The sequence below is a fragment of the Dehalobacter sp. genome (assembly GCF_030063005.1).
Taxonomy (GTDB): Bacteria; Bacillota; Desulfitobacteriia; order Desulfitobacteriales; family Syntrophobotulaceae; genus Dehalobacter; species Dehalobacter restrictus.
Map to the genome: position 1 here is coordinate 16,990 of NZ_JAPDHR010000013.1, position 25,981 is coordinate 42,970.

The window sequence follows — 25,981 nt, forward strand, 5'->3', positions numbered from 1 at the left end:
GATGAGAGTTTGACTATGCTGGTTGGAGTAACATATGGCTGGGTTGACAAAGAAAACGGTACAGCAAAATGACAAGGGGTTTACGCTGTTAGAAGTCCTCGTTTCACTGGTCATTACCGGAATCATTGCGGCAATGGTTCTTCAATTGTATATCAGCCAGTACCGGATGGCTAAAGGGTTAATGGCAGATGGCGACCTTTCCTTTGCAGCTGTCCGGGCAGGCCAGGTATTGACCGCCGCTGTTTCTACAGCAGAAGGTGTAGCATGGACAGGCAAAGTATTACGTATCAACTGTCTTGAGGACGGTAAGATCATTACAGACAGCTACTATCTTGCGGACAAGGACTTTAACGGAGTTTTGGACTTGTACCGTGAACATCTTGGCGTTCCGATTCCGGTAGCAAGCAGGATTTGTGAATTTCATTGTACTGGGGTTAGGGAGGGATTATGGCAAATATCTTTAACAGCAGCGCAGGCGGAAAGAGCCGTTTATTGGCAAAGAACTGTTCGCTTAAGAAGTTCTTCGGAATAAATTGGGAAAGCGGTAATGTATCTTTACTAATACTTCTTGTTACGTTTTCTTTATCCTGGATGGGAGTTCAGACCTTTATTCTGATCAGCTCACAGGAACGTATCGTTGTCTGTGAGGCCCAAAAAATTAAGACCGCTTATATGGCTGACAGTGGGCTGGAATACGCCAAAGCAGTTCTTGCTCATGATCCTTCCTGGCAGGGGAGCATTCAATACGATTCGGAAGGAATGGTTGTTGAAATTGAAGTCATACGGGCCAACGATGTAACTCAAATCACATCCAGGGCAACAATGGGGAATATGAAACAGTGCAGGGTTGGGGAGCTTGTGTTGGGAGAAGACGGGAAGTACGACCTTACCGGGTACAGGTACGTTTATGATTGATCAGTCCAAACCAGGATTTTGGAAAGATTTTGTGCTTAAAGAACTTTACGTGTATGCCCGTGAGAACAAGGCGCTTATTTCAAATGCCGATGAGATAGCTACTCAGCTTGCCCTGCTTGACCAGGGAGCAAAACTTGAAGAACTTCTTGCAGCGTATTTGGCAGAAGAGGAAATCCTGGAATTTAAAAGCCGGATATCAGGAATTAACATGATCAGTCTTGCTGAGAGACCTGTCAATGTTTCAGCAGCAAAATTGGTTTCGGAAGAACTGGCCCGGAAATATACGCTGATTCCGATTGCGGCTCAGAATCAAAGAATCATCATCGCTATGGCGGATCCTACAGATAGAACCGCGTTGGATGATGTGATGCTTTTTACCGGATATCAGGTTGATCCGCTCCTAGCTTCCGCTGAAGAAATCAAAATTGCGATCCGAGAATGTTTTACATTAGAAAGATCAACTGGGGAACATGCTGTTCTAAATCCAAACGAATCAGTGAGCTGGAAGATTGAAGAAAATGTCAATGCCCAGGAGACGCCGGTCGTCAGCCTTGTTGATTCGCTGTTCCGACAGGCTGTTATCGAAAAAGCAAGTGATATACACTGGGAACCGATCGAAACCGGATTCAGCGTGAAATTTCGGATAGACGGGCTGCTGATGGTTAAGGAAAACTTGCCAAAGGATCTGTCCAGAAGTGTTACCGCCCGCTTGAAAGTCATGTCGGGTCTGGATATAACCCAAAGACGTCTCCCTCAGGATGGCAGAATCATGCTGGACATTTCTGATAAGAAAATTGATGTCAGAGTTTCTACTTTTCCGACTGTCTATGGAGAAAAAGTCGTGACCAGGATTCTGGATGAAAAGACCGCACGTCTCTCCCTGGAAGAACTGGGTATGCGGGAGGATGTCGAATATCAAATTCGAAAGCTTATCCGCCAGCCGCATGGGCTGATCCTCATTTCCGGCCCGACCGGGAGCGGCAAAACCACCACATTATATGCCCTGATCCGGGAGCTGCAGTCCGAAACAATAAATATGGTATCCATCGAAGACCCTGTCGAATACCGGCTACCGGGAGTCAGTCAGGCCCAGGTCAATGCTGGTATTGGCCTGGACTTTGCAAGTGGCCTGAGATCCATTCTTCGTCAGGATCCGGATGTTATTATGGTAGGGGAAATAAGAGACAGAGAAACCGCCAAAATTGCAACAGCGGCTGCAATGACCGGGCACCTTGTTTTATCTACCGTTCATACCAATACTGCAGCAGAAGCGCTTTCCCGTTTATTGGATATGGATATCGATGCCTATATGGTAGCTTCGGCGGTCTGCGGGGTACTGGCTCAGAGACTTGTCCGGAGACTATGTCTGAATTGCCGGAAATTAAAACCGGTTTTAGCTGAAGAAAAACAAATTTTTCACGGGGAAGCCGTATCAGCTATTTATGAACCGGCAGGCTGTTCCAAGTGCCATGGGACCGGATACAACGGCAGGATAGGGATTCATGAATATCTTCCCTACAATCAGGAAATTAAGGAACTAATTCTGCAAAAAGGCAGTGCCGCCAGCCTTGAAAAGGTCTCTGAAAAATCTGGAATGCTTACGTTGAAAGAAGATGCGCTTAGGAAAGTCGCTGCCGGAATAACTTCTCTGGAAGAAATCATGAGACTGTGGGCGGAAATATAGATTAGGACAATAAGAGGGTTTGCGATTGCTCTGGAAATGGAAAGCCGTTGATCAAAATAGCAATATACGGAAGGGCTACTGGGCGGAGGAAGATCAAAGCAGAGTTGTTTCCGGGCTTAGGGAACAGCATTTATATCCCGTGGAGATCACCAGGGCATTATTCACTTCGGTGTGGATCAGATACAAGACGGGAAATAGAAAACTGTTTTGGGGGAGGACAGCTCGTAAGCTGGGAACAATGCTGGAGGCAGGCATTCCTCTGCTTGCGGTATTAGATGTCATTGCGGAAAGAGAAAGAACCGGTTTAGATAAAAATCAATGGAAGCAGGTTAGCCGCTCTCTTCAAGCTGGCGTCGAACTGCATGTCAGTTTGCAGGGCATCATTCCCTCTCCGGGGCACTTGTTTGCCACGATGGTCAAAGCCGGCGAAAGAAGCGGGACCCTGCCGACTGCGTTGATCGATATCGCAGATTATCTGGAGGACGCATATTTTTTTGAGAAGAAATTCAAAAATGCTTTATTTTATCCGGTTCTGCTTCTTGTCGCATCTTTGTTTATTATCTATACCCTCAGTATTATGATTCTGCCGATGTATGAAACCCTTTTCCGCGGGTTTGAGACGGAATTGCCGCTGGCAACCAAAATAATGTTTAATGTGGGTTGTTGTATCCCGTATTTGACAGCCGTTATCCCTGTTTTGGCCATAACGGTGTGGCTGCTGAATAAAAAAGGATATTCCTTCATCATACCTGGAACCGGTAAGATCAACAGAACCAGGCAGCTCATTCAATTTTGTTCGGTCCTGGGAAGATTGCTGGACGCGGGGCTGTCTCTGCAGGAATCACTGCTCCTGGTGAAAAACCTTTTCAAGGATCATCTGATGCAGGAATTGACAACCCAATTAATTTTTGCTGTCAACGAAGGAAGAAGAATGTTCTCGGTCATCATGACGAGTAAGCTGTTTCCTCCGGAAGTTGCAAAAATGCTGGAGGTTGCGGAGGAATCCGGCAAACTAAGTGAAATGCTTGCGTATATGACTCGGATGTTCAAAAAAGAGCTGGAGGAGCGAATTGAGCAGTATACGAAGCTCTTAGAGCCTGCTCTAGTGTTTCTTATGGCGGGCCTGGTCGGTTTCGTGGCTATCGGAGTTCTCCTGCCGATCTTTGATATAAGCTCACAGATTCATTAAGCTGATATTTTGTACAATAAAAAAATTCAACATGCCATTAAATCACAGGAAAAAATTAAAATAACCGTCAAAAAATACAGGGAGGAATGTCTTAAGTGGTTAAAAACGAGAAAGGATTTACCCTTCTGGAAGTTATGCTGGTGGTCGTTATTCTGGCCATCCTAGCCGCAATTGTCATCCCGCGTTTCGTTGGGAATGCAGAAACAGCTCGGGAGAAAGCCGACATCACAACAGGACGTGAAGTCAAAGCAGCGCTGGACAGGTATCAGGTCGACAATGGAATATATCTCAGGATTGATGAACTTTCTGCTGCAAACGGAACGATCACGGGTTCAGGACTTATCCCTGATTATATTGCCAGACTTGATTCAACGGTGACGCAGCAAAAGGCCGAGACAGGGAAAACGGGCTTTGGTATTGCAGAAATTACCGGAAATACCTTTCCTGACCCCGGAAATTTGATTATGGTATATCTAAGTTCGGATGGATCTCAGGCTGAAGTTAAAGTTTTTGACGAAAGTCTTGCCAGTACTTTATGGTCGTCTATTTAGAAGGCAGGCCGAGAAAAAATGCTTTTTTTAGAGATTGATGCCCAAGAAATAAGATTTTTTTATCGCTCGAAGCGTCTTGGAAACATGGGTTCCGAGATTGTCGTCTCCAGCTTTCCCCTGGAGACTTTTTCAGGGTCCGAAGGCAGTGACGCCGAAGAAAATCTTAAAATGGTTCTGGATGAATATCGTCAAAAAGACTGTCAGGGACGATTCGGGCAACGAAAATGTTCGAGAAAAGTCCCTGTTTATCTGTTGCTTCCTTTTAAGAACGGGCTGATCAGGGAATTTTGTATTCCTTGGGTTGTTCCGACGTATCGGGATAAAACAGTTCATTTCTGGCTTGAACAGGAAGTTCCGGTTCCAATCAGCGAACTTTGTTATGAATACGTGGTATTGGACGAGAAGAAGGATGAATATCTTCGGATCAGCGCCATTGGCGTAAGGAAAACTACGCTTGAGCTTTATGCCCGGTGTCTTCAGCAGACGGGATATGAACTTTGCGGTGCCGAATATACTGTTCAGGCATTTGGCGGGATCCTGGCACCTTTAAAAGAAAAAAGAATTCTTTGCCTGTTTAAACTTGATAATCAAAATATCCAGGCTGTCCAATATCGCAATGGCTTGCCGGAAGTGATAAGGGTGATCCCGGGCAGTGAACCGGAGACTCCAAAATATCAGATTTATACTGCGCTGAAAGACTGCACAATTCCTTTCAATATCGTTGTCACGGATGGAAGCGCTAAAGCCGCCCGGATCGCAGATATCCTGATTGATTCAGGAGAGGCTGAGGGTGTTCGGACGCTGGAATCCGTTTATCAGGAATTTGATTCCAGTGATTTTTCGGCAGATAGCCATTCTATGAATTTTCATGACCTGGCACTGCTGGCTGGCAGGCAAAGAGTGAAAGAAAAGAAAAACTGCAATTTTGGCTGCATTTTTTTGCGGCCGGCCAAAATAAAAACATGCCTGCTGGTCCTGATGATTTTTATTGGAATGGTCTTCGGGATAGGTTGTTATTGCTATCCGCTAATCAATCATATTTCTGAGCACCAGATAGAAATTACGGCACTGCAGGAACAGGTCGATGAACTAAACGCGGAACGGAAAAATCAGATCTGGTCGGAATGGGAACGGAACCGCAGCGATACATTTGGGGATTTAACAATGGTTCAGAAGTCCTTAGCCAGCCTTAACAGCAGTATACGTTTGAATCGTCTGAGCTATCGGCAGAATACGCTGTACCTATATGCGGACTGTTCCGATAATCTTAGTATCACAAGTTTAATCGGGGTTTTGACGGAAGAAGGCTGGAGGGAACCAGTCCTGACCGATTATGATTATCGGGATAAAACAATTTCGTTCTGCTTGCGTGTAGAAAGAAAAATTTGAAGTGAGGTAAAGATGTGTCTTTTAAATACCTTCAATTTTTAAAGCACTTTTTATCTGATAGAAACATCTCATCTCAGAGAGACTTCTTATCTGAGCCTGCTACAAGGTGGCGGTTTTTAGATAAGTTAAGTTTAAGCAGAATTGTGATCATGGGCGCGAGTATCATTCTATTGGCCGTCATCGCAGTCCAGGTCCTGGCAGTGCGACCGCTGACTCGGCAACTAGATACCGTCAGTGCAAAAGAAAACTTACTCCGGCAGGAATGCCAGGACATTCTAGCAGAAGGGGCCAAGAACAATCTGCTGATACCGGATCGCGCCGATCTTCCGCATATGCTGGAACAGATCAATCATTGCCTCAAATCCGAAAATGTTTCGGTTAAGGCAATGGATATCACCCAGCCGTCAATGAAAAGAGGGGATTTCTTTCAAGCCACGATCAAAGTAAACGGAGAAGGGGAACTGAAAAAAATACTCCGGGCGGTGAATATAATTCAGCTTCAGAAGGAGGTCCCTTTTTTGATTCAGGAACTGGATTATGTAAACGGAGAAGCGGAAGTTCGTCTGAGTATTCTTATTCGCTCCGAATAGAGAGGGCGACTTTGATCATTTCCTACCTAAATATTTATACTTATCCTATTCATTTTCATCTATTTTCTCGAGCGATTTCTTAATTGAAACCGCTGCAGACATTAACTCGTCAAGCTCTTCAGCGGACAGTAGATCCAGCTTTGATGAAAGTCCGGTTTCTACATGCGTATAGATCATGATTCGTTAATTTTATGCCATCAAAAATCTGTACATTGGTTATTTCTATTGACATAACTTCCCCTCCTAAATTCTCATTTTGGGACAAGCGCTTACTTCATATTTGTTCTCGCAAGTCCAATTCCTGACGATCCCTAACAAACCACCTGTTATTCATGTCAACTGTAAATTATTTTTTACCGTAAAGTAAACATTACTTCGAGAGGTGGTCCGCCAAGTATATGAAATAGAAGGAAATATCATCTTATCCCCGGAAACAATTACCGCCTTGACAGAGGCTGCACACGAACATAAGCTTCTGGTATTTGCCCATGCTGTATCGATGGCCACTTTCAAAACAGCCATTGACGCAGGTGTTGATATTATTACCCACATTCCGGTTGAAGCCCCGATTACGCAATCCCTGATCGAAGAAATGTTGGAAAAAGGGATCATTACGGTTCCTACTTCGGGCATGATGAAAAAAACGGTCACTTTTCTAAATCGTATACCTAATGTCAACTTGGATTCACAAAATATTGATATTACACTAAAAACCTTAATGAATGCGGGGATACCAGTCATTGCAGGTACGGATGCAAATCATGCGCCCTTTGCCCCTGCCAGTATCGACCACGGTATTGGTTTGCTTGATGAAATCGAAGCGTTTGTGGCTGCGGGCATGACTCCCGTGCAGGCGCTTCAAAGCGCAACCAGCCTTCCTGCCAAATTATTTGGCTTTAAAGACAGAGGCATGATTAAACCCGGTCACAGGGCGGATCTGCTTTTGGTTGATGGTGACCCCACTGCCGATATTCAAGCGATACGTAATGTTAAACGCGTTTGGGTCAATGGGATTGAGTCATTTATAAACGCATAAAGGAAATATAAATAAAAAATGAAGATTATCACAATAGAAGAACATGTAAATAATAGAGAAATAACCGCAGCGTCATTTGGCAATTTGTTGCAAATGGCCCCTTATGTCCCAGACTCCCACTCACCTGGATTGGCCTATTACACCACAGACACAGATGGGAATGTAGAAGAAAAGTGGCTGGCAAGCATGGATGCGGGAAAAATTGATATGCAGGTGCTTTCTTATACGGCAATGACGCAGTTAATCCCTGCGCCGGAAGCTATTTCGATAGCGAAGGCAGCCAACAATGAAATGGCAGAGAGGGTTAGAAAATATCCTGACCGCTTTGCAGCTTTTGCAACTTTACCGTGGGCAGACCCGAAGGCAGCAGCAGATGAACTGGAGCGTACTGTAAAAGAGCTTAATTTCAAAGGGGTTTTACTTAGCGGACGGCCGGCAGCAGACGGAACATTTCTTGATAACCCTAAATTTGAGCCTGTTCTTGAGATGGCGAACTTTTTAAAGGTGCCCATTTATATGCACCCGGGATTTCCTGCCAGAACCGTGCAGGAGGCGTATTATGCCGGATTGGATCCGGTTGTCAGTGCCAGGTTGTCAGCGTTTGGCTGGGGGTGGCACGCAGAAGTAGGCATCCACATTCTACGGATGATATTAGCGGGTGTTTTCGTGAAATATCCCAATTTACAGCTGATTGCAGGTCATTGGGGCGAGATGGTGCCGTTCTTCCTTGCTCGCCTTGATGAAGCGCTTTCCAAAGAGGCAACCCATCTCCCGAAAACAATATCTGAAACCTTTATAAACCATGTTTATGTTACGCCAAGCGGTATGTTTACGCTGCCGCACTTCCAATTTATCTTGCAGGTATTGGGCGCAGACAGGATCATATTCTCTGTAGATTATCCTTATATCGGCAACGAGCGCGCGCGGGCGTTTCTTGAAAATGCGCCAATCAGCGCATCCGATAAGGAAAAGATTGCCCATGGCAATGTTGAACGTCTGCTCAAGCTGTAAATTTCAACTTCATATTAAAGCAGTTGCCGAGAACATTTCCCCGGCAGCTGCTTTAATTTGTTTTTACCACCCTAACAACATGATTTAATTTAATCGGTTCATCTTTCGATATATCAAATTCATCAAGTAATTACCATTTTATCACAAATTAGGAGCTTGGTATTCAGTCTTATTTTTCATCATGGCATAAAGGAAACAGTTCAATCGGTATACTAAGTAAAGAGGAAAATCAATTCGTATAGAGCGGCAAGCGAATTATTTTATTAACCGAAGAATTTGTAGGCGCGTACAAATTCTTTAAATTAAAAAATTTTGCCGTATCGAAGATTCACATCGAAAGACTTGACAACAAGTCATGCGGGGAAAGGGAACAACAATGGATGACTGTTAATGATTTGCACATATCCTGTAACAGTAGCATGGTAGACGTAAAGAAAGTAAAGATGTAAAGAATAGAAAGGTGGTTCTGTCATGGAAATATCAAGAATTAGTTCAAAAGGACAAGTTACAATTACGAAGCCTATTTGAGACCTTCAATCATTTTCGAGACCTTCAATCATTTGATTTTGCCTGTCACGTCAGGTAATATATAGACGAGTATAGAAGGATATCAGAAGGAACTAAAAAATGAGTACATATATAAAAAGGCAAATACAAAACTTTTCTATATTTCTTTTGGTATTGACAGGATTTGCAAACTTATTGTCGGCGTTGCCTTTTAAGTTTACAAGGCAAGTAGAGCATATTTATGGCAATATTATTAATCCGAGTTATGTCATGGTTCATGGCGTATTATCCTTTATGCTCGGCTTATTGATGCTTCTTCTTGCTTACAGCTTATTCCAAAGGATTCGTAATGCCTGGATTATCGAAGTCATCTTTTTATCAGCAACATTAGCTTTACAAATTGTACGTTTTCATAAATTTAGTATTCCCATCGTGATCATTGAATTGTTCGTTCTGTTAGTACTCGTTCTTTCATATAAGGACTTTTGCCGATTGCCTAATAAAGTAACGTTAAAGTGGGCTTTTGTGTTTATTGGCATTTCTTTTGTTTTACTCTTTGCCAATGCCTCAATTGGTTTATACATGATGAGGGGTCATATCAACGACGTGCACTCAGTTTTTAGCGCTTTGGCAGGCTCCATCAAATTATTAATCTTTATGGATGCTTCCGTGCTAGAAATCAAAAGCAATTACGGCCGTATTTATGCGGATACTTTAATCATGATTAACTGGATCTGTATTTTTGCTTCGGCGCTGCTTCTGATGAAACCCCTTGTCTACAATTATATTCATGATAAACAGGATATGGAAAAGGTTCGCAGATTAGTGTTAAAATATGGACAAAACCCGATGTCCTATCTGTCCCTGGAAAAAGACAAACGCTACTTCTTCAGCAGCAGCGTTGACGGCATGTGCTCCTATACAACTATCGGGGGCGTTTTGGTCTGCTGTGGCGATATCATCTGTGACGAAAAGGATAGTTTTATTTTTCTTAATGAATTATTATTTTTTTGCAAACAGAATGGCCTTGACCTTTTACTGCTTAATGTTACCGATTATTTTCTTGATTTATATAAAGCCGCTCAGTTTGGCGTGCTGAAATACGGGGAAGATGCCTGCTTTAATCTTTCAGAATATACCCTTACAGGCGGAAAAGTGGCCAAAGTGAGGGCAGCGGTCAACTATGCGAATAAAGCGGGGATCACTGTCAAAGAGTATAAACCTGAAGTAGCACGGGATCTGGAAATAGAAAAGGAGATCCATCAAATTTCAGAAGAATGGTTACGGAATAAACGTACTCCGGAAATGTCCTTTATGCTTGGCGGGGTAGGGCTAGATAATCCGCTTGACCGGAGATATTTTTATGCAATCAATGCCCAGGAACAAATGCTTGGATTTGTGGTTTTCCTGCCTTATTTAAGTGGTTTAGGCTATCTGGCCGATGTAACAAGAAGAAGAAAAAATGCCCCTCAGGGAGTTATAGAGAAAATCATTTATGAAGCATTTATGGTCATGAAAGGTGAGGGTGTACAGTGGGGCAATATGGGACTTTCTCCTCTTTATAATGTGGCGTCAGGGGACAAAACCACACTGAATGAAAAGTTTTTTGCCTACATCTATGATAATTTGAATTATGCGTACGATTTTAAGGCTTTGCATCATGCCAAGGCTAAATATGCGCCCACACATTGGGAAAACCGATATCTTGCTTATTTTCCAAAGCCCTTCTCATTGCAATATGCTTATGCCATTGTAAAGTCTCAATGTCCGCAAAACATACCCAAACTCGTACTTTCCCAAATTACAATGGAGAAGAAGGACAAGAATAAGAAGTAAATAAAGCTGACAGAAACCCTTTGCATGAGGCGCATTGACAGCACTTTCTACATGTTGGAGCCTCTTTGGCCAAGAATCGCTGATATCGTGGATGTTTTACCATTCCTCAGGTAAGTGACCGAAATCTTATCGCCGACTTGATGTTTATAAATTTCATGAATCAAGTCGGAAGACCTTTGAACCGGGATATTGTCAATTTTGGTGATGATATCTCCTTTCTATTGTGTCTGGTTGATCGTTAAAGCTGTCAAAGACCTACTTGATAAAAAAGAACCTGACAACCTTGATCCCCATAATATGGAAATGTAGAAAGGGGTAGGGCCGTTGAAAAAGTATGCAATAAAGTCAGGAGATACATTTTTCCTTTTAGCCAGCCAAAACGGGTGCTGCTGGCAGGATATCAGCAAAGCAAACCCCGGCATTGATCCCTGCGCTTTGGTCATCGGACAGCTCATCAATATTCCGGATCGTCAGGCTTCCGGTTATGGTGCTTCCGGATCTGCCGGTTCAGCTTACGCCAACAATCCAGGCAATTCTTTTACCGGTGCCCAAAAACGGTATGATGATGTAATCCTTGAAGTAGAAGGTGTAAAAATCCGGGTTGCCAGAATCGGCGAACCGACAGTTCCGCATGAGGTGCATTTTATCCTGCCAAGGACTGAAATCCGGAAAGTGGAATGTCCCGGAAATGGAGTTATTGAAACCAGCATCATGCTGAGCAATATTAACATTGTCAATTCTCCGCGGATCGAAGGCGAAAAATCCGCACTTGGGGTTATTTATCCTCAGACCCAGAACAGTGAGAAGACGAACAGCGAAGCGCCAAAATAGATGTCCCTGACGCGGTTCATAACGATTTGAAAGAAATCACTAAAATGATTTTAATAATCTTCATTTTTTCGTTATAATGAGATATGCCTTATTTTAGATAGAAAAAGGCTATGTCATTATTTTGTTTTCTATAGAAAATAATAGATAAAGAAGGAGAGACCTATGAACCGTATTCATGTTTTCCATGGTGTCAATCTTCATCTTCTCGGGCAGAGAGAACCGGATATATACGGCAGAATAACCCTTGATGAAGTGAACGGCAGACTGATCGAGACGGGCCAAACACATGGCTTCACTGTCGAGTGCCGTCAGACGAACTATGAAGGAGAGCTTGTGGACTGGATTACAAAGTTAACGCCGGTTGATTTTTTAATCCTTAACCCCGGGGCCTGGACCCATACGAGCTATGCGCTTTACGATGCGATCAAAGGGGTCAGCGTACCCGCTCTCGAAGTGCATCTGTCGAATATTTACGCCCGGGAAAGTTTCCGTTCCCATTCGGTGATCGCCGGAGCTTGCGTCGGGCAAATCAGCGGACTCGGGACAGACAGTTATTTTCTGGCCTTAGCCTATGCGCTGGAATTTCAAAAGTACCGTCAGAAAGAAAGGAATAGCAACCATGAGGCTGGAAAAGATTCGCCGGAGACTGGCCGAGAATAAACTTGATGCGCTGATCGTGACCTCACCGCCCAATATTTTTTATTTGAGCGGTTTCACGGGAACCAGTGCAACCTTGCTGATCGAACCAGAACGTTCCATTCTGTTCACAGACTTCCGGTACATGGAACAGGCCGCAGCGGAAGCTCCGGGTTTTGAAATTGTCAAAGTGACCGGAGATCCCTATACAGTCATCGGGGAAATGCTTAAAGGGTTGATCGTGATAGGGATTGAGGAAGAGGCTTTGTCCCTGGGCGATTTCCAGAAACTGCAGAAAACTCTTGACGGGCGCAGATTCGAGAATGCCTCAGCACTCTTCAAGAAGCTTCGACAAATTAAGGATGAAACAGAAATTGCGCTGATTCGCCAAGCGATTGGAATCACGGACCATGCCTTTGCCCAGACGCTTAGCAAGATTTATCCGGGAATGACGGAAGAAGAGCTTTCTCTGGAACTAGAATTCTCGCAAAGAAAAATGGGGGCCAGCGGCCGTTCGTTTGACTATATTGTGGCCTCAGGGATACGCTCCTCGTTACCGCACGGTACAGCTTCCAGTAAAAAGATGCAAAAAGGGGAATTTTTAACGCTCGATATTGGAGCGGTCTACCAAAGGTATTGTTCCGATTTCACACGGACGCTGTTTTTGGGAAAGCCTGAGAGCAAGCACCTGGAAGTTTACGATATCGTGCTCGAGGCGCAGCTGGCCGGGCTTAAAGCTCTGAAGCCCGGCGTTAAGGCCAAAGATGTCGACGCGGCAGCCAGAGAAGTGATTACACGTGCCGGTTACGGTGAATATTTCGGTCACAGTCTGGGGCACTCCCTCGGGATCGAGATCCATGAGACGCCGTATTTAAATACCCGTGATGAAACGATACTTGAACCGGGGATGGTGCTTACGATTGAACCCGGAATTTATATCCCTGACTGGGGCGGCGTCAGAATTGAAGATGTCGCGTTAGTCACAAATTCTGGTTCGGAAGTATTGACACAGACGCCAAAGCAGTGCATTATTATTGATTAGTGGTATGACTTGTATCCGTTATTGATACATAAAAGAATCTACAATATTATAGGAGGATCAGCAAAATGATTTCTTCAAACGATTTTAAAACCGGAGTGACTATTGAACTGGATGGCGATATATTTCAGATAGTCGAATTCCAACACGTGAAACCTGGAAAAGGCGCTGCTTTTGTGCGTGCCAAAGTCAAAAATGTCAGAACGGGCGGCGTTGTCGAAAAGAAATTCAATGCTGGGGAGAAAGTTCCCAGAGCCCGTCTGGATCGCCGTGAGATGCAGTATTTGTATAAAGACGGTGATCAATTCGTTGTGATGGACAATGAAAGCTATGAGCAGATTATGCTGACCGAGGCTCAAATTGGCCAGGAAGTCAAGTGGCTCAAAGAAAATATGAACCTTGGCGTCTTGCTCTATAATAGTGAAGTCATTGGGGTAGACCTTCCCAATACAGTTGTGCTTAAAGTAACGGAATGTGAGCCCGGAGTCAAGGGTGATACGGCCACAGGCGGTACCAAAGCGGCGACTGTCGAGACTGGCGCTACGGTTCAGGTTCCATTCTTTGTGAATGAAGGCGATGTCCTGATTATCGACACCAGAAGCGGAGCGTATGTTTCCCGGGCTTAATAAGCTTGTCTGTCATAAAAAGAATAATTAGAATAAAAAGGGTTGTTGGGCAAGTAATTTCTTGAGCAACAACCCTTTATTATTTGTGAAACGTAAGAATCTATTTGAGGAATCTCTCATTTCCTCATTTCCGGATCGTAAAATTATCTTCCAGCAAAGCCCAGTTTTGAGGGAAGGGATAGGCTAAAGCCCAATAACTAATACCTCTTAAGCCATAAGCTTTGACGGTATCAAATTTGGCCTGGGCACTGCGGGCATCCTCAAACCACACTTCGTGACCGTTTCCCTGCGTATCCGTATACCGGTAGAAAGGGGACTGGGGAACCGTGTCGTACTGGATCTCAGCATGGTATCGAAGGGCCCTGGACATTGCTTCATCCATCCCAAAGGTTTCGGCAATTTGGCCGGAGACATGCGGCAAAAGCCAGTCTCTGGCATAAATTTGAAAGCCAAAAAAGATTTTTTCTCTTGGAATGACTGAAGCAGCATAGTCCAAAACCCGTTTAATCTGATTCAAGGGAGAAATTGCCTGCGGTGAAGCACCACGCCACCCCCATTCATAGGTCATGAGAACAACGAAATCTACAATTCGGCCATGGGCTGGATAATCGTGCGCCTCATATAGCAGTCCCCGTTGTTCAGCACTTAATTTTGGCGCTAAAGCCGTTGAGACGAAGAAACCCTCTGCATGAAGACGGGTTACGGCTGTTTGAAGCAAAGCGTTATAAGCTTCCCTGTCTTCGGGAAGCACGTTTTCAAAATCAATGTTAAGTCCCCGATAACCCTTTTCTTTCATGATATTGATGGCATTTGTCAATAACCGATTAATGGCTTCAGTATTGGTTAAAACGAGATGAGCAAGATTTTCTCCACGCGTAGTCGACGTAAAGTTGGTAATAGACATCATAGGGGTCACCTTTTTTGATATGGCAGCTTGAATGAGCGGAAGATCATCAATTGTCTGCAGGCTTCCATCCTCTCTAATCAAGTAGGCAAAAGGACTTAAATATGTAAGATGTTCAGCTTCCCGATTGACAGTAGCAACCGCGTCCTGACTGAAGCGATAGATATAGCCATTGACATCGATGGTTGGTCGAGGTTTACGCGGGATAATGAGTACAGTGCCCGGATAGATCAAATTGGCGTTCGTGATGTTATTGACTTTAATGAGGTTTTGTAAAGAGACTTGATATTTTTGAGCAATAAACCATAAAGTCTCCCCAGCAAGGACGCGATGCCGTCTGGCAGGAATGGTGATCAACTGACCAGGATAAATATTGGCAGGGTTCGTAATTTGATTGTTTCCGAGAATGACTTGTACGGTCGTTCCATAAGTCTGGGCAATTCTCCATAATGTTTCTCCCGATTTCACAGTATGGAGGACATCTTCAGTCGGTATAACTAATGCTAGTCCGGTCAGCAGTTGTACAGGTTCAACAAGTCCATTCACGCTTATGATTGATGCCGGCGAGATCCGATATGTAATTGCAATCTGATCCAAAGTTTGATTCGCTTTGACGACATGGATAAGCATAGAGCACCTCCCACTCCTTTTCATGTAGGATATGTAGAAAGGAGACTCAAGGTGATTTATCTTTGGCAAGGAGCCTTTCATATTTAATTTTCCTTAAAACGGCCATTGAGGTTGTTTTTTATTTTCTCCGAACAAACTGGTAATTCTAAAAACGTTTTTTAGGACATACCTTCTAATACAGAGGAGGTTAAAACATGAAGGTAAGCTTTGCTTCACCTTTAACGGAAGTTCCTAGGAATAAAAATGATGTACTCTTTAATCCGGAATCAGAGGGTGAAGGGATTATCCGTTGGTTTGGGGAACGGTTGGGCGGAATGATCCGCAAGGCGGCAGGGGCTTTACCCGACACGGAAAATATTGAAGAAATTCGTCTCAGAATCAACCAGCCTGTCCTCTTCAGAACAGGAACCAGGGAATATTTCTGTACTTCGGCGGGGCAAACCGGAACAAAGAATCTAGCATATATTGTCAAGCGTGAAGACCTGTTGGAAACGCTGGAAAAAATGACCTTCAGTTCTGTATATGCCGCTGAGGAGGAATTACGGCAGGGTTTTCTGACTTTGCCCGGTGGGCACCGCGTGGGATTAAGCGGAGAAACAGTCGTTGAACATGGCAAGATCAGGATTATGCGCCATATTTCCGCTTTGAATATTCGTTTAGCGAGACAGCCGGAAATGATCATTCCGGAATTGCTGGGCTTACTGATCAATCAGGAAAATACAGTCTGCCATACGTTACTTGTTTCACCTCCGAGAGCAGGGAAGACCACAATGCTGAGATTCTTAGTTAAAAATCTCAGCAACGGTGTACCTCAACTCAACCTGAAAGGTCATACTGTCGGCGTGGTTGATGAAAGAAGTGAGATTGCCGGAATGTGGCAAGGCATTCCTTCTTTTGATCTTGGCTGCCGCACAGATGTGCTGGACAGATGTCCCAAGGCCCAGGGGCTGATCATGTTGATCAGGTCTATGGCGCCTGAGGTGGTTGCTGTTGATGAACTGGGGGGGCGGGAAGATGCCGCGGCGCTTGGGGAGGCCGTTCGCTGCGGCGTAAAAATTCTGGCTACGGTCCATGCCGGTTCTCTGGACGAACTGCAAAAAAGGGCCCATCTCAGGGAATTGCTGAATAGAGAGACGTTTGAAAGGATTGTTGTGTTAAGCAGGGCAAACGGTCCGGGCACGGTGGAGACCGTTTATGACATGGCGAGCGGCGTTAATTTGTTCAATAAGCCTTCCATGGCATCGCGACATTAGGCCATCCGTGGCCGTCAAAAAGCCGCGCTCCGCATCATGCTCCGCTCACAGCGGTATTGTACCCCACAGACTGATGATAAGTTTGCTTATGTTGGTCTTAAACCAAGAGGGTCTTTATATGAAGAATGTTTTGCTAGTTGATCGGTCCGCTTTATTAGGCCGTTGGAGGCGAAAAGTATGTTGGTTGCAGGGTATCTTGGGCTGATTATTGGATTTGGCTGTTTGGGGATTATCAGAGCAAATCAAATTAAGAAACGTCCGCAGGAAATCAGGGAAATGATCAATGCCTTGGCGCTGCTGGATACGGAGATATACTGGGGAGCAACACCGTTGCCGGATGCTTTCCAGGTACTAAAGGAAAGAACTGGTCCTCCCTGGCAGCTGTTTTTTGCCAGTCTTGAGGAATGGATCAGAGCCGGAGAAAATGCTTCTCAGGCCTGGAAAAAAAGTATTGAAACGCACCGCCGGAAAACCTGCCTGACAGATGACGATTGGCTGGTGATCAGCGGAATCAGTCAGGGATTGGGCAGGTCGGACCGGAATGAACAGCATAAACAACTCGAACTTGTTCAGCGGCATTTGGCAGGCGTAGACGAAAAGGCCAGGCAGCAGGCAGAAAGCAGGGCAAAGATGTGGTCTTACCTCGGTTTCCTGGGCGGAATTGCGGTTGTCATTATGATCATGTGAGGGGGTAGGGTTCGCGATGAGTATTGACCTCATTTTGAAGGTAGCAGGTATTGGTCTATTGGTGGGCATTTGTGCAATTATCCTGAATGAGGCCGGTAAGAAAGAGCAGGCCCAGATGGTTACCATTGCCGGGGTTGTGGTCGTGTTGTATCTGGTTATCCAGGGAATCTCCGATCTGTTTGTTCTGGTGAAAAGCGTATTTAATCTATACTAGGGGGCTCTGGCAATGGAAATAGCACAAGTGATTGGACTCGCCATCATTGTCACGGTTCTCGGAGCTGTTCTGAAACAAATTAAACCTGAGATTGCAATTCAGCTAAGCATTCTGGCAGGGGTAACCATATTTCTACTGATCATGGACAAAATCAGACTGGTGGTTGATCTGCTGCAGAAACTGGCTGATCAGGCAGATATCAGTTCCTACTACTTGTTCATTGTTCTTAAAATCGTGGGAGTAGCCTATTTGGCGGAATTGGGAGGCCAAATCTGCCGGGATGCCGGAGAGAATGCACTGGCCACAAAAGTTGAAATTGCAGCCAAAGTATTCGTGGTCATTTTGGCTATCCCGATCATTGCAGCGATCATGGAATCCGTGATGAAGCTGCTGGCGTGAGGAGCGATACGGATGACAAAAAAAGTCTTGGCTGCGCTGGGGCTTGCCATATGGATGACCCTGGTATTTGCTTTTCCAGTGGTGACCCTGGCGGCAGAAAGTCAGGAGACGAGTTACACAGGGACGGAGGCGGATAAACGATTTGCGGAAGCAGAGACTTCCGGGGAGATGGGTGTGTCCGGAAAAGTAGATTTGTCAGAGGAGATCGATTTATCTAAAGTCAGAGAATTTTTGAATCAACTGGACCGCGATGTTCAGGACGCTCTGCCTGATTTTTCTTTAACAGAGATCTTTGAAAGCATTAAAAACGGCGAGGTTAATTTTAGTCTGCAGGGCATCGGCAGCAGTATTGTCAAGGCTCTGCTAAAACAGGTAGTCACCAACGCGCCTTTGATTGCAAAGCTGCTGGTGCTCGCTGTGATCTGCGCAATCATCAATCAACTGCAGTCTGCTTTTACTGGCGAAGTAAGCAGGATAGCCCGAATGCTCGTATATCTTGTTCTGCTGGCGCTTGCGATGACATCTTTTCGTATTGCACTGGATGTTGGCAATGCGTCCATTGACAATATGGTTTCTTTTATGCAGATCATCCTCCCGGCCATGTATACTGTCCTGCTGACCATGGGCAGTCTGACCAGTGCAGCCTTGTTTAAACCAATGGTCATCGGAAGTCTGATCTTTTTGGCTACGGTAATCAAAAACATTGTGTTGCCGCTTTTTTTCCTGAGCATTATCCTGAGGCTGTTCAATAACATTTCCGAACAGTTCAAGCTCAGTAAATTAGCCTCTCTGCTGGAGTTCGGAGGTAAACTCAGTATTGGTATCGTCATGACGGTTTTTATCGGCATTATGTCGGTACAAGGCGTAACAGGGGGGGTAGCCGACGGGGTCACGCTGAGGACGGTAAAATATGCAGCAGATTTGATCCCGGTTGCCGGCAAATTTTTCAAAGACGCTGTTGAGATCGTGGCAAGCTCAGGTCTCTTGCTTAAGAACGCGCTGGGGATCGTGGCAATGATTGCAATTATCATCATTACCTTTCTGCCGGCGATTAAGATTATCGCGATGATGTTTACTTTTAAACTGGCTGCGGCGCTGGTCGAACCTTTGGGAGAAAAAGAACTTGCGGATAGTCTTCAGGACATGTCCAAAGGTTTATTATATATTTTTGTAACCGTTACATCCGTCGGTATCATGTTTTTTATGACGATTGTGATCATTGTCGGGACTGGAAATTTGGCGGTAATGCTTCGCTGATTTTGAGGTGTGGGAAAATGGAAGGATTAAAGACGCTGATTCGCAACCTGGCTTTCATTCTATTGCTGGCCTCCTTTCTCGAGATGCTTCTGCCGAATAAATCCATGCGGGGATTTGTGCAGATGGTCATGGGGCTGTTTGTGATTGCGGCAATCCTGAATCCGTTGGCAGATCTACTGAACTGGGACTTTGAAAATAGCGTGCCGGCCTGGGCCGGCAGTTCTTCCGGAGACTTGCCTGTTCTGGCACAGGAAAATAGTTCTGACGGAGAAGACAATTCTTCCACGGAAGCAAATGCTCTGGTGATCGAACAATACCGCAGGATTCTGGTTAGCCAGATCCAGGCCCTTGTATCCGGGGTGGAAGGGGTCAAAAGCTCGGATACGAATGTTGAACTGGAGGACGGTGGAGAAGGATTTGCCGACTATCCGCAAATCCAAAAAGTCGAGATCCATTTCAGTCAGCAAAGTGTCAGCATTGAGCCTGTTAAGCCGGTCATTATCGGAGGCGTCAACACCGACCAGGCCGAGAGTCAGGGAACGGCTGAGTCAGCGAAAGCAATGGAAATAAAAAAACAGGTTGCAGCACTCATGCAGCTGCCGGAAGAAATCGTGTTTGTGCAGGAAGAAAAATAGGAGGAAGGAAGTCAGTATGGGATTTTTCAAGCAGGTGATCACAGAAAAGATTACGTTGGCCGTGATCTTGCTGGTAATCGTTGCAGCCATTCTTATTTTTACCTCACAGGAGGATCAGTCCGCTGCATCAGTCCAACCCCCGGCTGAAACGGTAACAGCCGTTCCAGAAAATGAATCGGGTTTTACTGCACTGGAAAAACAACTTGAAGAAAAACTTGCAGCTAATCTGGAAAAAATCCAGGGCGTTGGCAAAACGAAGGTCCTGGTTACCCTGACCTCCGATGTAAAAAAACAGTATGCCAGAGATGAAAGCGTTACGAAAAAAACTTCAAAGGAAACGGATAAAGACGGCGGAACCAGAGAGACGGAAGAGGTAACTCAGAATAACAAGATCGTGGTCGTCGGCGAAAATGCTTTAATCATTACGGAAGAACGTCCGGAGGTCGCGGGAGTGCTGGTTATCGCGCAGGGAGCAAGTGATCCCAAAATAAAGGAACAAGTATTTGAAGCGGTCAGGACGCTGCTGAATATTCAGCCGGCCAAAATCAGTGTTGTTCCAATGGGGGGCATCTGAATTAACATGAAAATAAATACATCTTTGATCTGGATCATTGGGGTTCCGGCCATCGCGGTATGCTGCATTGTTTGGTTAAGCCAAGCATGTTTTGGGAAGCAAGATGAAGAAGGCATACCGGTCAATATCTCGGATTCAGTCTGTTTTTCAGCGGAAATTATTGAACTGACGGAAAATGAGGGAGAAAACTACTTTGTTAATTACAGGATCAAACGGGAACAGACCAGACAGGAAATACTTAACATGCTGGAGCCTCTGCTGGCGTCCGATATCACGGAGACACGCAGTCAGGCCCAGCAGCGATGGCTGGCCTTAAGTGACAAGATCAGCAGGGAAGACGAGATCGAGAATGCACTGAAGATGAAAGGTTTTAAAGATATTGTTTCGGAAGTCAACACGCAAAAGGCTACGGTTACAGTCCTGACAAATGAATTGAAGGTTCAGGATATGTTTATCATTCAAAACACGGCATCGGAAATTACCGGTTTTTCAGTTGATCAAATCGAAGTAGTAGTCGTCAAAGAAACGCCGGAAAAATTTGATGATCGGGTCTGATGGGAAATATAATATATTTTCATTATTCAGGAAGTAAATCTACGTTAAGCAGGCAGGGGGATTTGCGGCAACGGGGGATTCTGTTATAATAAGGCTAATAACAGGTTGAAGATGGAAAATGAGGTGTAATGATGGATAATAACAAAATAGATCATTCAATCGGTTCAGTTAAAATTGCTGATGAGGTCGTCGAAGTGATTGCAGGGATGGCTGCTTCGGAAGTCGAAGGAGTTGCTGAGTTAAGCGGAGGCTTTGCCCAGGATATTGCCAATATTTTAGGTCGAGGCAAAAATACATCCAAGGGGTCCAGGGGAATCAAAGTTGAAATTGACGAAAAAGAAGCTTCTGTCGATTTGTTTATTGCCGTCCAGTACGGGGTGTCAATTCCTGATGTAGCCCAGAAGGTACAGATCGTTGTGAAAGAAGCGATTGAAGGGATGACTGGATTAACCGTCATGGTCATCAACGTTCATATTCAAGGCATTGCGTTCAAAAACACGGCTGAGATCAAGGACGTCAAAGACAGCAAAGATAAAACGAATAAAGAAAAAGATTTGAAAGAAAAATAGAACAGTGCAGCAGGGTGGAGAGATGAGCAATTTCTGGAGAAGTATCGGGGATAAACTCAATATTTTTTTTCTATGGTGTCTTGATAATCATCCTGGTAAATTTTTTGGTTTTTTGATTGGCTTTTTTGTGGCTTTGATGTTTATTTTGCTGGGATTTTGGCAGACACTGCTTTTAGCTGCCTTATCCTGCGGGGGATATTACTTGGGAAAATGCTGGGATGATGGGGTTTGGCCTACCGGACTGAGCAAAGTAATACATAGAATACCTTTTTGGGGCAAACATAAAACGTAGAATGAAATTCCGGAGGCATATTCATGAGTAAAATAATGGGCCGAAGAAAGGCCCGCGAAACGGCACTGCAAATACTTTATCAAATTGATATAACGGGAGAAACGGACAAGCGGGAACAAGTCCTGCAGCATTGGATCCAGGAATTTGCCGTCTCTGATAAGACGGCAGATTTTATTAGGGAACTGGTTGAAGGAACCCTGCAGAACAAAACGGATATTGATGCCAAGCTTGCTTCGACTTCCCACGAATGGGCTCTGGACAGGATGGGCAATGTGGACCGTAATCTGATGCGGCTTGCTGCCTATGAAATGCTGTACAGCCCCGGCACGCCCCAGCGGGTCACTTTAAATGAAGCGATTGAGATTGCCAAAAGGTTCGGCGGGGATGATTCAGCAAAATTCATTAACGGTATTTTAGACAAGCTGATGGACGAGAGTGAAAAATGATGTTCTTAGGTCTTGATACAAGCGCATACACGACATCCGTTGCCGTGGTGGATCAAGAAAAGCATCTGGTCTGGGAAAAAAGACGCCTACTCGAAGTTCCTCAGGGAGAGAAAGGCTTGGCCCAGTCGGAAGCTCTTTTTAATCATATTAAAAATCTTCCGGAACTACTGGCTCTGGTTCCGCCAACGATATGGCCGGAAATTGCCGGCATTGGCGTCAGTACGGCGCCTCGTCCGGCAGAGCAATCCTATATGCCGGTCTTTCTGGCAGGAAGGTCGGTTGCTTCATCTCTGGCCAGCGCTTTAAATGTAAAGCTTGTAACGACGAGTCATCAGGAAGGACATCTGGCTGCAGGATTGGAATCCGCCGAAGGTTTTGCTTTGACGGATTTTTTGGCTGTCCACCTTTCGGGAGGAACAACGGAAGTATTGAAAGTCCGGAAGGATTCTCCGGGAAAACTAAGTTTGCAGATTCTTGGCGGAAGCAGAGATCTGCATGCCGGTCAATTTGTAGACAGGGTCGGCGTGCGTCTGGGACTATCTTTCCCGGCGGGAAAGGAGCTCGAAAAACTGGCTTTAAAATCAGCGCCTGGATCTGCTTCCCTGCTGCCTTCCTCGGTCAAAGGATATGAGATGAGTTTTTCGGGCGTCGAGTCGGCAGTTCAGCGTCTGATCGAAGAAGAAAAACGTCCGGCCGATCTGGCCCGGGCGGTGGAAGGCTGTATTGTCCGGACGATTTATAAGGTCTTGACCAAAGCTGTTGATGATACCGGACTCAGAGATATTCTGATTGTCGGCGGAGTAGCCTCAAATCAATATCTAAGGAATCAGCTTGAAAAGAAGCTGGAATCTCAGGCCAGATTATTTTGGGCAAAGCCGGGATGGAGTTCGGATAATTCGATTGGGGTCGCACTTCTGACGCGGGAAGCGGTGCTGTCGGACAATCATTAATTGTTTTATCTTCTACAAAGAGATTTAGGAAAAAAGAGATTTAGAAAAAATCTAAAAATATGATATATAATGAGTTTTTTCGAGCCCTAAGGACATTTTACAATTAAAAGACTTGATTTCGAGGCAAAAGTTCATTTATAATAAACAAGGTAAAGTATCAAATACGTGTCACTGTGCCAAACATAGATGTATATACTTGTATAGTTTAGAAAAGGGGACCATTCATCCGTTTGGTCGGTACAACGAATAATCCTGAGGGGGAGACAACGTGTATAAGGTAGTCAAAAGAAGGCAGTTGGCGGACATTATTACACTGCTGGAAGTAGAAGCTCCGGAAGTCGCCAAGAAAGCCCAACCCGGCGAATTTGTCATTGTTCGACAAAATGAGGAATCTGAAAGGATCCCTTTGACCATCATGGACTTTAATCGGGATAAAGGGACAATCACCATCGTCATCCAGGAAGTAGGCTATTCATCCAATCTGATTACCCGGATGCAGGAAGGGGATTCTTTTGTTACATTTGTAGGTCCGCTCGGACAAGCCACCGAAATCGAGAATTACGGTACGGTTCTGTGCATTGGCGGCGGCGTGGGCGTCGCGCCGGTTCATCCGATTGCGCGCGGCCTGAAAGAAGCAGGCAACAAGGTCATCTCCATTCTCGGAGCAAGAACCAAAGACCTGCTGATCCTCGAAGACGAAATGCGGGCTGTAAGTGATGAAGTCATCATTACAACCGATGACGGGACTTATGGTATGAAAGGTTTTGTCACGCACGGCATTCAGTCCGTTTTGGACCAGGGCATCAAAGTTGATGCGATCTGGGCGATTGGTCCGGTCGTTATGATGAAATCCGTAGCGAATTTCACCAGACCTCTTGGCATCAAGACCATCGTCAGTATGAATCCTGTCATGGTCGACGGAACAGGAATGTGCGGTGCCTGCAGACTCGATGTCGGCGGCGAAACCAAATTTGCCTGTGTTGACGGGCCGGAATTTGACGGCCACAAGGTAGATTTTGACCTGGCCATGAAACGTTCGGCCTTCTTTAAAAACGAAGAAGCTGTCGCTTACGGTAAAGTCAAGTGCCAGTGTGCAAAGGAGGGCAAATAATCATGGCATCAAAAGCACCACGACATGATATGCCCTGTCAGGACCCAATTGTCCGAGGGAAAAATTTTAGCGAAGTTGCGCTGGGATACACGGTAGAGACTGCTGCAGAAGAGGCCGAACGCTGTATTCAGTGCAAAAAGCCAAAATGTGTGGAAGGCTGCCCGGTAGGGGTAGATATTCCGCAGTTTATCAATAAAATAGCCGAGGGTGAACACCTCGAAGCCGCGTCCATCTTAAAAGGTAAAAATACTCTGCCGGCAATTTGCGGACGTGTCTGCCCGCAGGAATCCCAGTGTGAAGCCCAGTGTATCCTTGGCGTAAAGGGCGAACCGGTTGCAATCGGCCGTTTGGAGCGCTTTGCAGCGGATTATGAAATGGCCAACGGCACAAGCAAATTAGAAAAAGCAACGCCGTCAGGCAAAAAAGTAGCCGTCATTGGTGCTGGTCCTGCCGGACTGACCTGTGCAGCTGAGCTTGCCCGCAAAGGCCATGCCGTAACCGTTCTGGAAGCCTTGCATGTGGCCGGCGGCGTACTGATGTACGGAATTCCTGAATTCCGTCTGCCGAAAGCCATTGTTCAGAAAGAAATCAACAGCTTAAAAGATATGGGCGTCGAAATCCTGGTTAACGAGGTTGTCGGCAAAGTCACTTCTGTTCAGGAGTTGCTGGCAAACGGCTATGATGCCGTATTTATCGGCACCGGCGCTGGGCTGCCATACTTTATGAAGATTCCAGGTGAAAATTACAACGGCGTATATTCCGCCAATGAGTTTCTGACCCGGTCGAACCTGATGAAAGCCTATGATTTCCCGAATCATGCGACCCCGATCAAAGTAGGGGAGCAGGTCGCGGTACTTGGCGGCGGCAACGTGGCCATGGACGCAGCCAGAACAGCACTTCGTCTCGGCGCCAAAGACGTATACATCGTTTATCGCCGTTCCATGACCGAACTGCCGGCGCGTGTTGAGGAAGTGCATCATGCTGAAGAAGAAGGAATTCAATTTAAGATCTTGACCAATCCGATTGCGATCAATGGTGACGAAAACGGTAATGTCAAGAGCATGACCTGTCTGAAATATGAGCTGGGTGAGCCGGATGCATCCGGACGCCGCCGTCCGGTAGCGATTGAAGGTTCCGAGTTTGACCTGCCGGTGCAGACCGTCGTAGTCTCGATCGGCCAGGGACCGAATCCGCTCGTGACCACCACGACAGCAGGTTTGGAACTGAACAAGTGGGGGAACATCGTTGCCGATGAGACGACCATGGCGACCTCGATTCCGGGTGTGTATGCCGGCGGAGACATCGTGACCGGCGCAGCCACTGTCATTCTCGCAATGGGCGCTGGAAAAACGGCTGCAGCTTCGATCGACGCGTATTTAATGACAAACTAGTTGACCCGTTAAAGTTGTTCCTTGTATTGGTTATGGGGCTGTAACACAACTTAGCCCTAAATAAAAGACGTCAATGTTAATGTGCACCCCAAATGTTGGACAAAAAAACGAACATTTGGAGGTGCATTTTTCTTGGGCAGTTGCAGCCTCGCACAAAATACACCGTTCACTCGTTATCGCAGCTATAAACGGGAAGCCACGCTAACATTCCAAAACCTCTGGGCTTACATCTTCCATAAAGAAGCCAGTAAGAAATGAAAAGAGGATATAACGA

Annotated in this window: 31 protein-coding genes; 28 read left to right on the forward strand and 3 right to left on the reverse strand. The window is 45.4% G+C overall.

Translation table 11 applies throughout. The annotated features are described in order from the left end of the window. The first annotated feature begins 34 nt into the window (after positions 1 to 34). From OKX56_RS03570 to OKX56_RS03600, 7 genes are all read left to right on the forward strand, one after another. Positions 35 to 532, forward strand: a complete 498-nt coding sequence (locus OKX56_RS03570) for a type II secretion system protein (protein ID WP_019225807.1) — start codon at positions 35 to 37, stop codon at positions 530 to 532. Further along, positions 493 to 915: a hypothetical protein gene (locus tag OKX56_RS03575; protein WP_287895681.1), complete on the forward strand. Its 423-nt coding sequence runs from the start codon at positions 493 to 495 to the stop codon at positions 913 to 915. Before OKX56_RS03570 ends, OKX56_RS03575 begins: the two co-directional genes overlap by 40 nt. Beyond that, the gene (locus OKX56_RS03580) at positions 908 to 2,599 is read left to right on the forward strand and encodes a GspE/PulE family protein (protein ID WP_502850742.1); all 1,692 of its coding nucleotides are present in this window, start codon (positions 908 to 910) and stop codon (positions 2,597 to 2,599) included. Before OKX56_RS03575 ends, OKX56_RS03580 begins: the two co-directional genes overlap by 8 nt. Positions 2,600 to 2,624: 25 nt before the next feature. Next, a complete protein-coding gene (locus OKX56_RS03585; protein WP_019225810.1) occupies positions 2,625 to 3,788 on the forward strand; it encodes a type II secretion system F family protein in 1,164 nt (387 codons plus the stop codon). Positions 3,789 to 3,883: 95 nt separating this feature from the next. Further along, positions 3,884 to 4,339, forward strand: a complete 456-nt coding sequence (locus OKX56_RS03590) for a type II secretion system protein (protein ID WP_015042498.1) — start codon at positions 3,884 to 3,886, stop codon at positions 4,337 to 4,339. A gap of 18 nt (positions 4,340 to 4,357) precedes the next feature. Then, complete coding sequence (locus OKX56_RS03595; protein WP_015042499.1) at positions 4,358 to 5,728, forward strand: type IV pilus biogenesis protein PilM; 1,371 nt, start codon at positions 4,358 to 4,360, stop codon at positions 5,726 to 5,728. Between the two features lie 149 nt (positions 5,729 to 5,877). Then, positions 5,878 to 6,318 carry a hypothetical protein gene (locus tag OKX56_RS03600; protein ID WP_015042500.1) on the forward strand — a complete coding sequence of 147 codons (441 nt, stop codon included), beginning with the start codon at positions 5,878 to 5,880 and terminating at the stop codon, positions 6,316 to 6,318. Positions 6,319 to 6,363: 45 nt separating this feature from the next. Here OKX56_RS03600 and OKX56_RS03605 read toward each other — a convergent pair whose 3' ends face one another. After that, positions 6,364 to 6,495 carry a hypothetical protein gene (locus OKX56_RS03605; RefSeq protein ID WP_015042501.1) on the reverse strand — a complete coding sequence of 44 codons (132 nt, stop codon included), beginning with the start codon at positions 6,493 to 6,495 and terminating at the stop codon, positions 6,364 to 6,366. Positions 6,496 to 6,700: 205 nt separating this feature from the next. Between OKX56_RS03605 and OKX56_RS03610 the strand changes: the two genes are divergently transcribed. From OKX56_RS03610 to OKX56_RS03620, 3 genes are all read left to right on the forward strand, one after another. Continuing rightward, positions 6,701 to 7,354, forward strand: a complete 654-nt coding sequence (locus OKX56_RS03610) for an amidohydrolase family protein (RefSeq protein WP_015042502.1) — start codon at positions 6,701 to 6,703, stop codon at positions 7,352 to 7,354. 18 nt (positions 7,355 to 7,372) lie between these two features. Then, positions 7,373 to 8,365 carry an amidohydrolase family protein gene (locus tag OKX56_RS03615; RefSeq protein ID WP_021315743.1) on the forward strand — a complete coding sequence of 331 codons (993 nt, stop codon included), beginning with the start codon at positions 7,373 to 7,375 and terminating at the stop codon, positions 8,363 to 8,365. A 627-nt stretch (positions 8,366 to 8,992) separates the two neighbouring features. Continuing rightward, the gene (locus OKX56_RS03620) at positions 8,993 to 10,708 is read left to right on the forward strand and encodes a bifunctional lysylphosphatidylglycerol flippase/synthetase MprF (protein WP_242824947.1); all 1,716 of its coding nucleotides are present in this window, start codon (positions 8,993 to 8,995) and stop codon (positions 10,706 to 10,708) included. 47 nt (positions 10,709 to 10,755) lie between these two features. Here the strand turns inward: OKX56_RS03620 and OKX56_RS03625 are convergent, their stop codons facing one another. Next, a complete protein-coding gene (locus tag OKX56_RS03625) occupies positions 10,756 to 10,917 on the reverse strand; it encodes a PDZ domain-containing protein (RefSeq protein ID WP_081580497.1) in 162 nt (53 codons plus the stop codon). A gap of 115 nt (positions 10,918 to 11,032) precedes the next feature. On the opposite strand from OKX56_RS03625, the gene OKX56_RS03630 reads away from it, so the two are divergent. From OKX56_RS03630 to efp, 4 genes are all read left to right on the forward strand, one after another. Further along, positions 11,033 to 11,539 carry a LysM peptidoglycan-binding domain-containing protein gene (locus tag OKX56_RS03630; protein WP_015042506.1) on the forward strand — a complete coding sequence of 169 codons (507 nt, stop codon included), beginning with the start codon at positions 11,033 to 11,035 and terminating at the stop codon, positions 11,537 to 11,539. A 162-nt stretch (positions 11,540 to 11,701) separates the two neighbouring features. Beyond that, positions 11,702 to 12,199, forward strand: coding sequence for a type II 3-dehydroquinate dehydratase (locus OKX56_RS03635; protein ID WP_015042507.1), 498 nt, complete (start codon positions 11,702 to 11,704; stop codon positions 12,197 to 12,199). After that, positions 12,159 to 13,217, forward strand: a complete 1,059-nt coding sequence (locus OKX56_RS03640) for a M24 family metallopeptidase (RefSeq protein ID WP_015042508.1) — start codon at positions 12,159 to 12,161, stop codon at positions 13,215 to 13,217. Before OKX56_RS03635 ends, OKX56_RS03640 begins: the two co-directional genes overlap by 41 nt. A 65-nt stretch (positions 13,218 to 13,282) precedes the next feature. Beyond that, positions 13,283 to 13,840 (forward strand): elongation factor P, encoded by a 558-nt coding sequence (efp, locus tag OKX56_RS03645; protein WP_015042509.1) that lies wholly within the window; start codon positions 13,283 to 13,285, stop codon positions 13,838 to 13,840. Positions 13,841 to 13,964: 124 nt separating this feature from the next. Here efp and OKX56_RS03650 read toward each other — a convergent pair whose 3' ends face one another. After that, positions 13,965 to 15,374 carry a glycoside hydrolase family 18 protein gene (locus tag OKX56_RS03650; RefSeq protein ID WP_015042510.1) on the reverse strand — a complete coding sequence of 470 codons (1,410 nt, stop codon included), beginning with the start codon at positions 15,372 to 15,374 and terminating at the stop codon, positions 13,965 to 13,967. Between the two features lie 194 nt (positions 15,375 to 15,568). On the opposite strand from OKX56_RS03650, the gene spoIIIAA reads away from it, so the two are divergent. From spoIIIAA to gltA, 14 genes are all read left to right on the forward strand, one after another. Next, positions 15,569 to 16,627: a stage III sporulation protein AA gene (gene spoIIIAA, locus OKX56_RS03655; protein ID WP_287895689.1), complete on the forward strand. Its 1,059-nt coding sequence runs from the start codon at positions 15,569 to 15,571 to the stop codon at positions 16,625 to 16,627. Positions 16,628 to 16,804: 177 nt separating this feature from the next. Continuing rightward, entirely contained in the window at positions 16,805 to 17,314 is a 510-nt protein-coding gene (gene spoIIIAB, locus OKX56_RS03660) for a stage III sporulation protein AB (RefSeq protein WP_015042512.1), read from the forward strand. A 16-nt stretch (positions 17,315 to 17,330) separates the two neighbouring features. Further along, the gene (gene spoIIIAC, locus OKX56_RS03665) at positions 17,331 to 17,528 is read left to right on the forward strand and encodes a stage III sporulation protein AC (protein WP_015042513.1); all 198 of its coding nucleotides are present in this window, start codon (positions 17,331 to 17,333) and stop codon (positions 17,526 to 17,528) included. Between the two features lie 12 nt (positions 17,529 to 17,540). After that, the gene (spoIIIAD, locus tag OKX56_RS03670; RefSeq protein ID WP_015042514.1) at positions 17,541 to 17,927 is read left to right on the forward strand and encodes a stage III sporulation protein AD; all 387 of its coding nucleotides are present in this window, start codon (positions 17,541 to 17,543) and stop codon (positions 17,925 to 17,927) included. 12 nt (positions 17,928 to 17,939) lie between these two features. Next, positions 17,940 to 19,184, forward strand: a complete 1,245-nt coding sequence (gene spoIIIAE, locus OKX56_RS03675) for a stage III sporulation protein AE (RefSeq protein WP_287895690.1) — start codon at positions 17,940 to 17,942, stop codon at positions 19,182 to 19,184. A 17-nt stretch (positions 19,185 to 19,201) separates the two neighbouring features. Then, positions 19,202 to 19,819 (forward strand): stage III sporulation protein AF, encoded by a 618-nt coding sequence (gene spoIIIAF, locus OKX56_RS03680; RefSeq protein WP_015042516.1) that lies wholly within the window; start codon positions 19,202 to 19,204, stop codon positions 19,817 to 19,819. 16 nt (positions 19,820 to 19,835) lie between these two features. Continuing rightward, positions 19,836 to 20,393, forward strand: coding sequence for a SpoIIIAG-related protein (locus OKX56_RS03685; protein ID WP_015042517.1), 558 nt, complete (start codon positions 19,836 to 19,838; stop codon positions 20,391 to 20,393). A gap of 6 nt (positions 20,394 to 20,399) precedes the next feature. Beyond that, positions 20,400 to 20,948: a SpoIIIAH-like family protein gene (locus OKX56_RS03690; protein ID WP_015042518.1), complete on the forward strand. Its 549-nt coding sequence runs from the start codon at positions 20,400 to 20,402 to the stop codon at positions 20,946 to 20,948. A 131-nt stretch (positions 20,949 to 21,079) separates the two neighbouring features. Next, positions 21,080 to 21,517, forward strand: coding sequence for an Asp23/Gls24 family envelope stress response protein (locus OKX56_RS03695; protein WP_034378932.1), 438 nt, complete (start codon positions 21,080 to 21,082; stop codon positions 21,515 to 21,517). 22 nt (positions 21,518 to 21,539) lie between these two features. Further along, the gene (locus OKX56_RS03700; protein WP_015045111.1) at positions 21,540 to 21,809 is read left to right on the forward strand and encodes a DUF2273 domain-containing protein; all 270 of its coding nucleotides are present in this window, start codon (positions 21,540 to 21,542) and stop codon (positions 21,807 to 21,809) included. Between the two features lie 23 nt (positions 21,810 to 21,832). Beyond that, positions 21,833 to 22,255, forward strand: coding sequence for a transcription antitermination factor NusB (gene nusB / locus OKX56_RS03705; protein WP_015042521.1), 423 nt, complete (start codon positions 21,833 to 21,835; stop codon positions 22,253 to 22,255). Beyond that, positions 22,252 to 23,205, forward strand: coding sequence for a Kae1-like domain-containing protein (locus OKX56_RS03710; protein ID WP_015042522.1), 954 nt, complete (start codon positions 22,252 to 22,254; stop codon positions 23,203 to 23,205). The genes nusB and OKX56_RS03710 overlap by 4 nt, the downstream gene beginning before the upstream one ends. Positions 23,206 to 23,473: 268 nt before the next feature. Next, positions 23,474 to 24,316 (forward strand): sulfide/dihydroorotate dehydrogenase-like FAD/NAD-binding protein, encoded by an 843-nt coding sequence (locus OKX56_RS03715; protein ID WP_015042523.1) that lies wholly within the window; start codon positions 23,474 to 23,476, stop codon positions 24,314 to 24,316. Between the two features lie 2 nt (positions 24,317 to 24,318). Continuing rightward, positions 24,319 to 25,707, forward strand: a complete 1,389-nt coding sequence (gene gltA, locus OKX56_RS03720; protein ID WP_015042524.1) for an NADPH-dependent glutamate synthase — start codon at positions 24,319 to 24,321, stop codon at positions 25,705 to 25,707. The last annotated feature ends 274 nt before the right edge of the window (positions 25,708 to 25,981 follow it).

Bases quoted from the DNA above. Each gene is read 5' to 3' on its own strand.
- OKX56_RS03650 (WP_015042510.1), bottom strand. From the start codon at position 15,374: ATGCTTATCCATGTCGTCAAAGCGAATCAAACTTTGGATCAGATTGCA.
- spoIIIAD (WP_015042514.1), top strand. From the start codon at position 17,541: ATGGAAATAGCACAAGTGATTGGACTCGCCATCATTGTCACGGTTCTC.
- OKX56_RS03595 (WP_015042499.1), top strand. From the start codon at position 4,358: ATGCTTTTTTTAGAGATTGATGCCCAAGAAATAAGATTTTTTTATCGC.
- OKX56_RS03695 (WP_034378932.1), top strand. From the start codon at position 21,080: ATGGATAATAACAAAATAGATCATTCAATCGGTTCAGTTAAAATTGCT.
- spoIIIAE (WP_287895690.1), top strand. From the start codon at position 17,940: ATGACAAAAAAAGTCTTGGCTGCGCTGGGGCTTGCCATATGGATGACC.
- spoIIIAC (WP_015042513.1), top strand. From the start codon at position 17,331: ATGAGTATTGACCTCATTTTGAAGGTAGCAGGTATTGGTCTATTGGTG.
- OKX56_RS03580 (WP_502850742.1), top strand. From the start codon at position 908: ATGATTGATCAGTCCAAACCAGGATTTTGGAAAGATTTTGTGCTTAAA.
- nusB (WP_015042521.1), top strand. From the start codon at position 21,833: ATGAGTAAAATAATGGGCCGAAGAAAGGCCCGCGAAACGGCACTGCAA.
- spoIIIAF (WP_015042516.1), top strand. From the start codon at position 19,202: ATGGAAGGATTAAAGACGCTGATTCGCAACCTGGCTTTCATTCTATTG.
- OKX56_RS03615 (WP_021315743.1), top strand. From the start codon at position 7,373: ATGAAGATTATCACAATAGAAGAACATGTAAATAATAGAGAAATAACC.
- efp (WP_015042509.1), top strand. From the start codon at position 13,283: ATGATTTCTTCAAACGATTTTAAAACCGGAGTGACTATTGAACTGGAT.
- OKX56_RS03700 (WP_015045111.1), top strand. From the start codon at position 21,540: ATGAGCAATTTCTGGAGAAGTATCGGGGATAAACTCAATATTTTTTTT.
- OKX56_RS03620 (WP_242824947.1), top strand. From the start codon at position 8,993: ATGAGTACATATATAAAAAGGCAAATACAAAACTTTTCTATATTTCTT.
- OKX56_RS03570 (WP_019225807.1), top strand. From the start codon at position 35: ATGGCTGGGTTGACAAAGAAAACGGTACAGCAAAATGACAAGGGGTTT.
- OKX56_RS03640 (WP_015042508.1), top strand. From the start codon at position 12,159: ATGAGGCTGGAAAAGATTCGCCGGAGACTGGCCGAGAATAAACTTGAT.
- spoIIIAB (WP_015042512.1), top strand. From the start codon at position 16,805: ATGTTGGTTGCAGGGTATCTTGGGCTGATTATTGGATTTGGCTGTTTG.
- OKX56_RS03635 (WP_015042507.1), top strand. From the start codon at position 11,702: ATGAACCGTATTCATGTTTTCCATGGTGTCAATCTTCATCTTCTCGGG.
- OKX56_RS03605 (WP_015042501.1), bottom strand. From the start codon at position 6,495: ATGATCTATACGCATGTAGAAACCGGACTTTCATCAAAGCTGGATCTA.
- OKX56_RS03600 (WP_015042500.1), top strand. From the start codon at position 5,878: ATGGGCGCGAGTATCATTCTATTGGCCGTCATCGCAGTCCAGGTCCTG.
- spoIIIAA (WP_287895689.1), top strand. From the start codon at position 15,569: ATGAAGGTAAGCTTTGCTTCACCTTTAACGGAAGTTCCTAGGAATAAA.
- gltA (WP_015042524.1), top strand. From the start codon at position 24,319: ATGGCATCAAAAGCACCACGACATGATATGCCCTGTCAGGACCCAATT.
- OKX56_RS03685 (WP_015042517.1), top strand. From the start codon at position 19,836: ATGGGATTTTTCAAGCAGGTGATCACAGAAAAGATTACGTTGGCCGTG.
- OKX56_RS03690 (WP_015042518.1), top strand. From the start codon at position 20,400: ATGAAAATAAATACATCTTTGATCTGGATCATTGGGGTTCCGGCCATC.
- OKX56_RS03710 (WP_015042522.1), top strand. From the start codon at position 22,252: ATGATGTTCTTAGGTCTTGATACAAGCGCATACACGACATCCGTTGCC.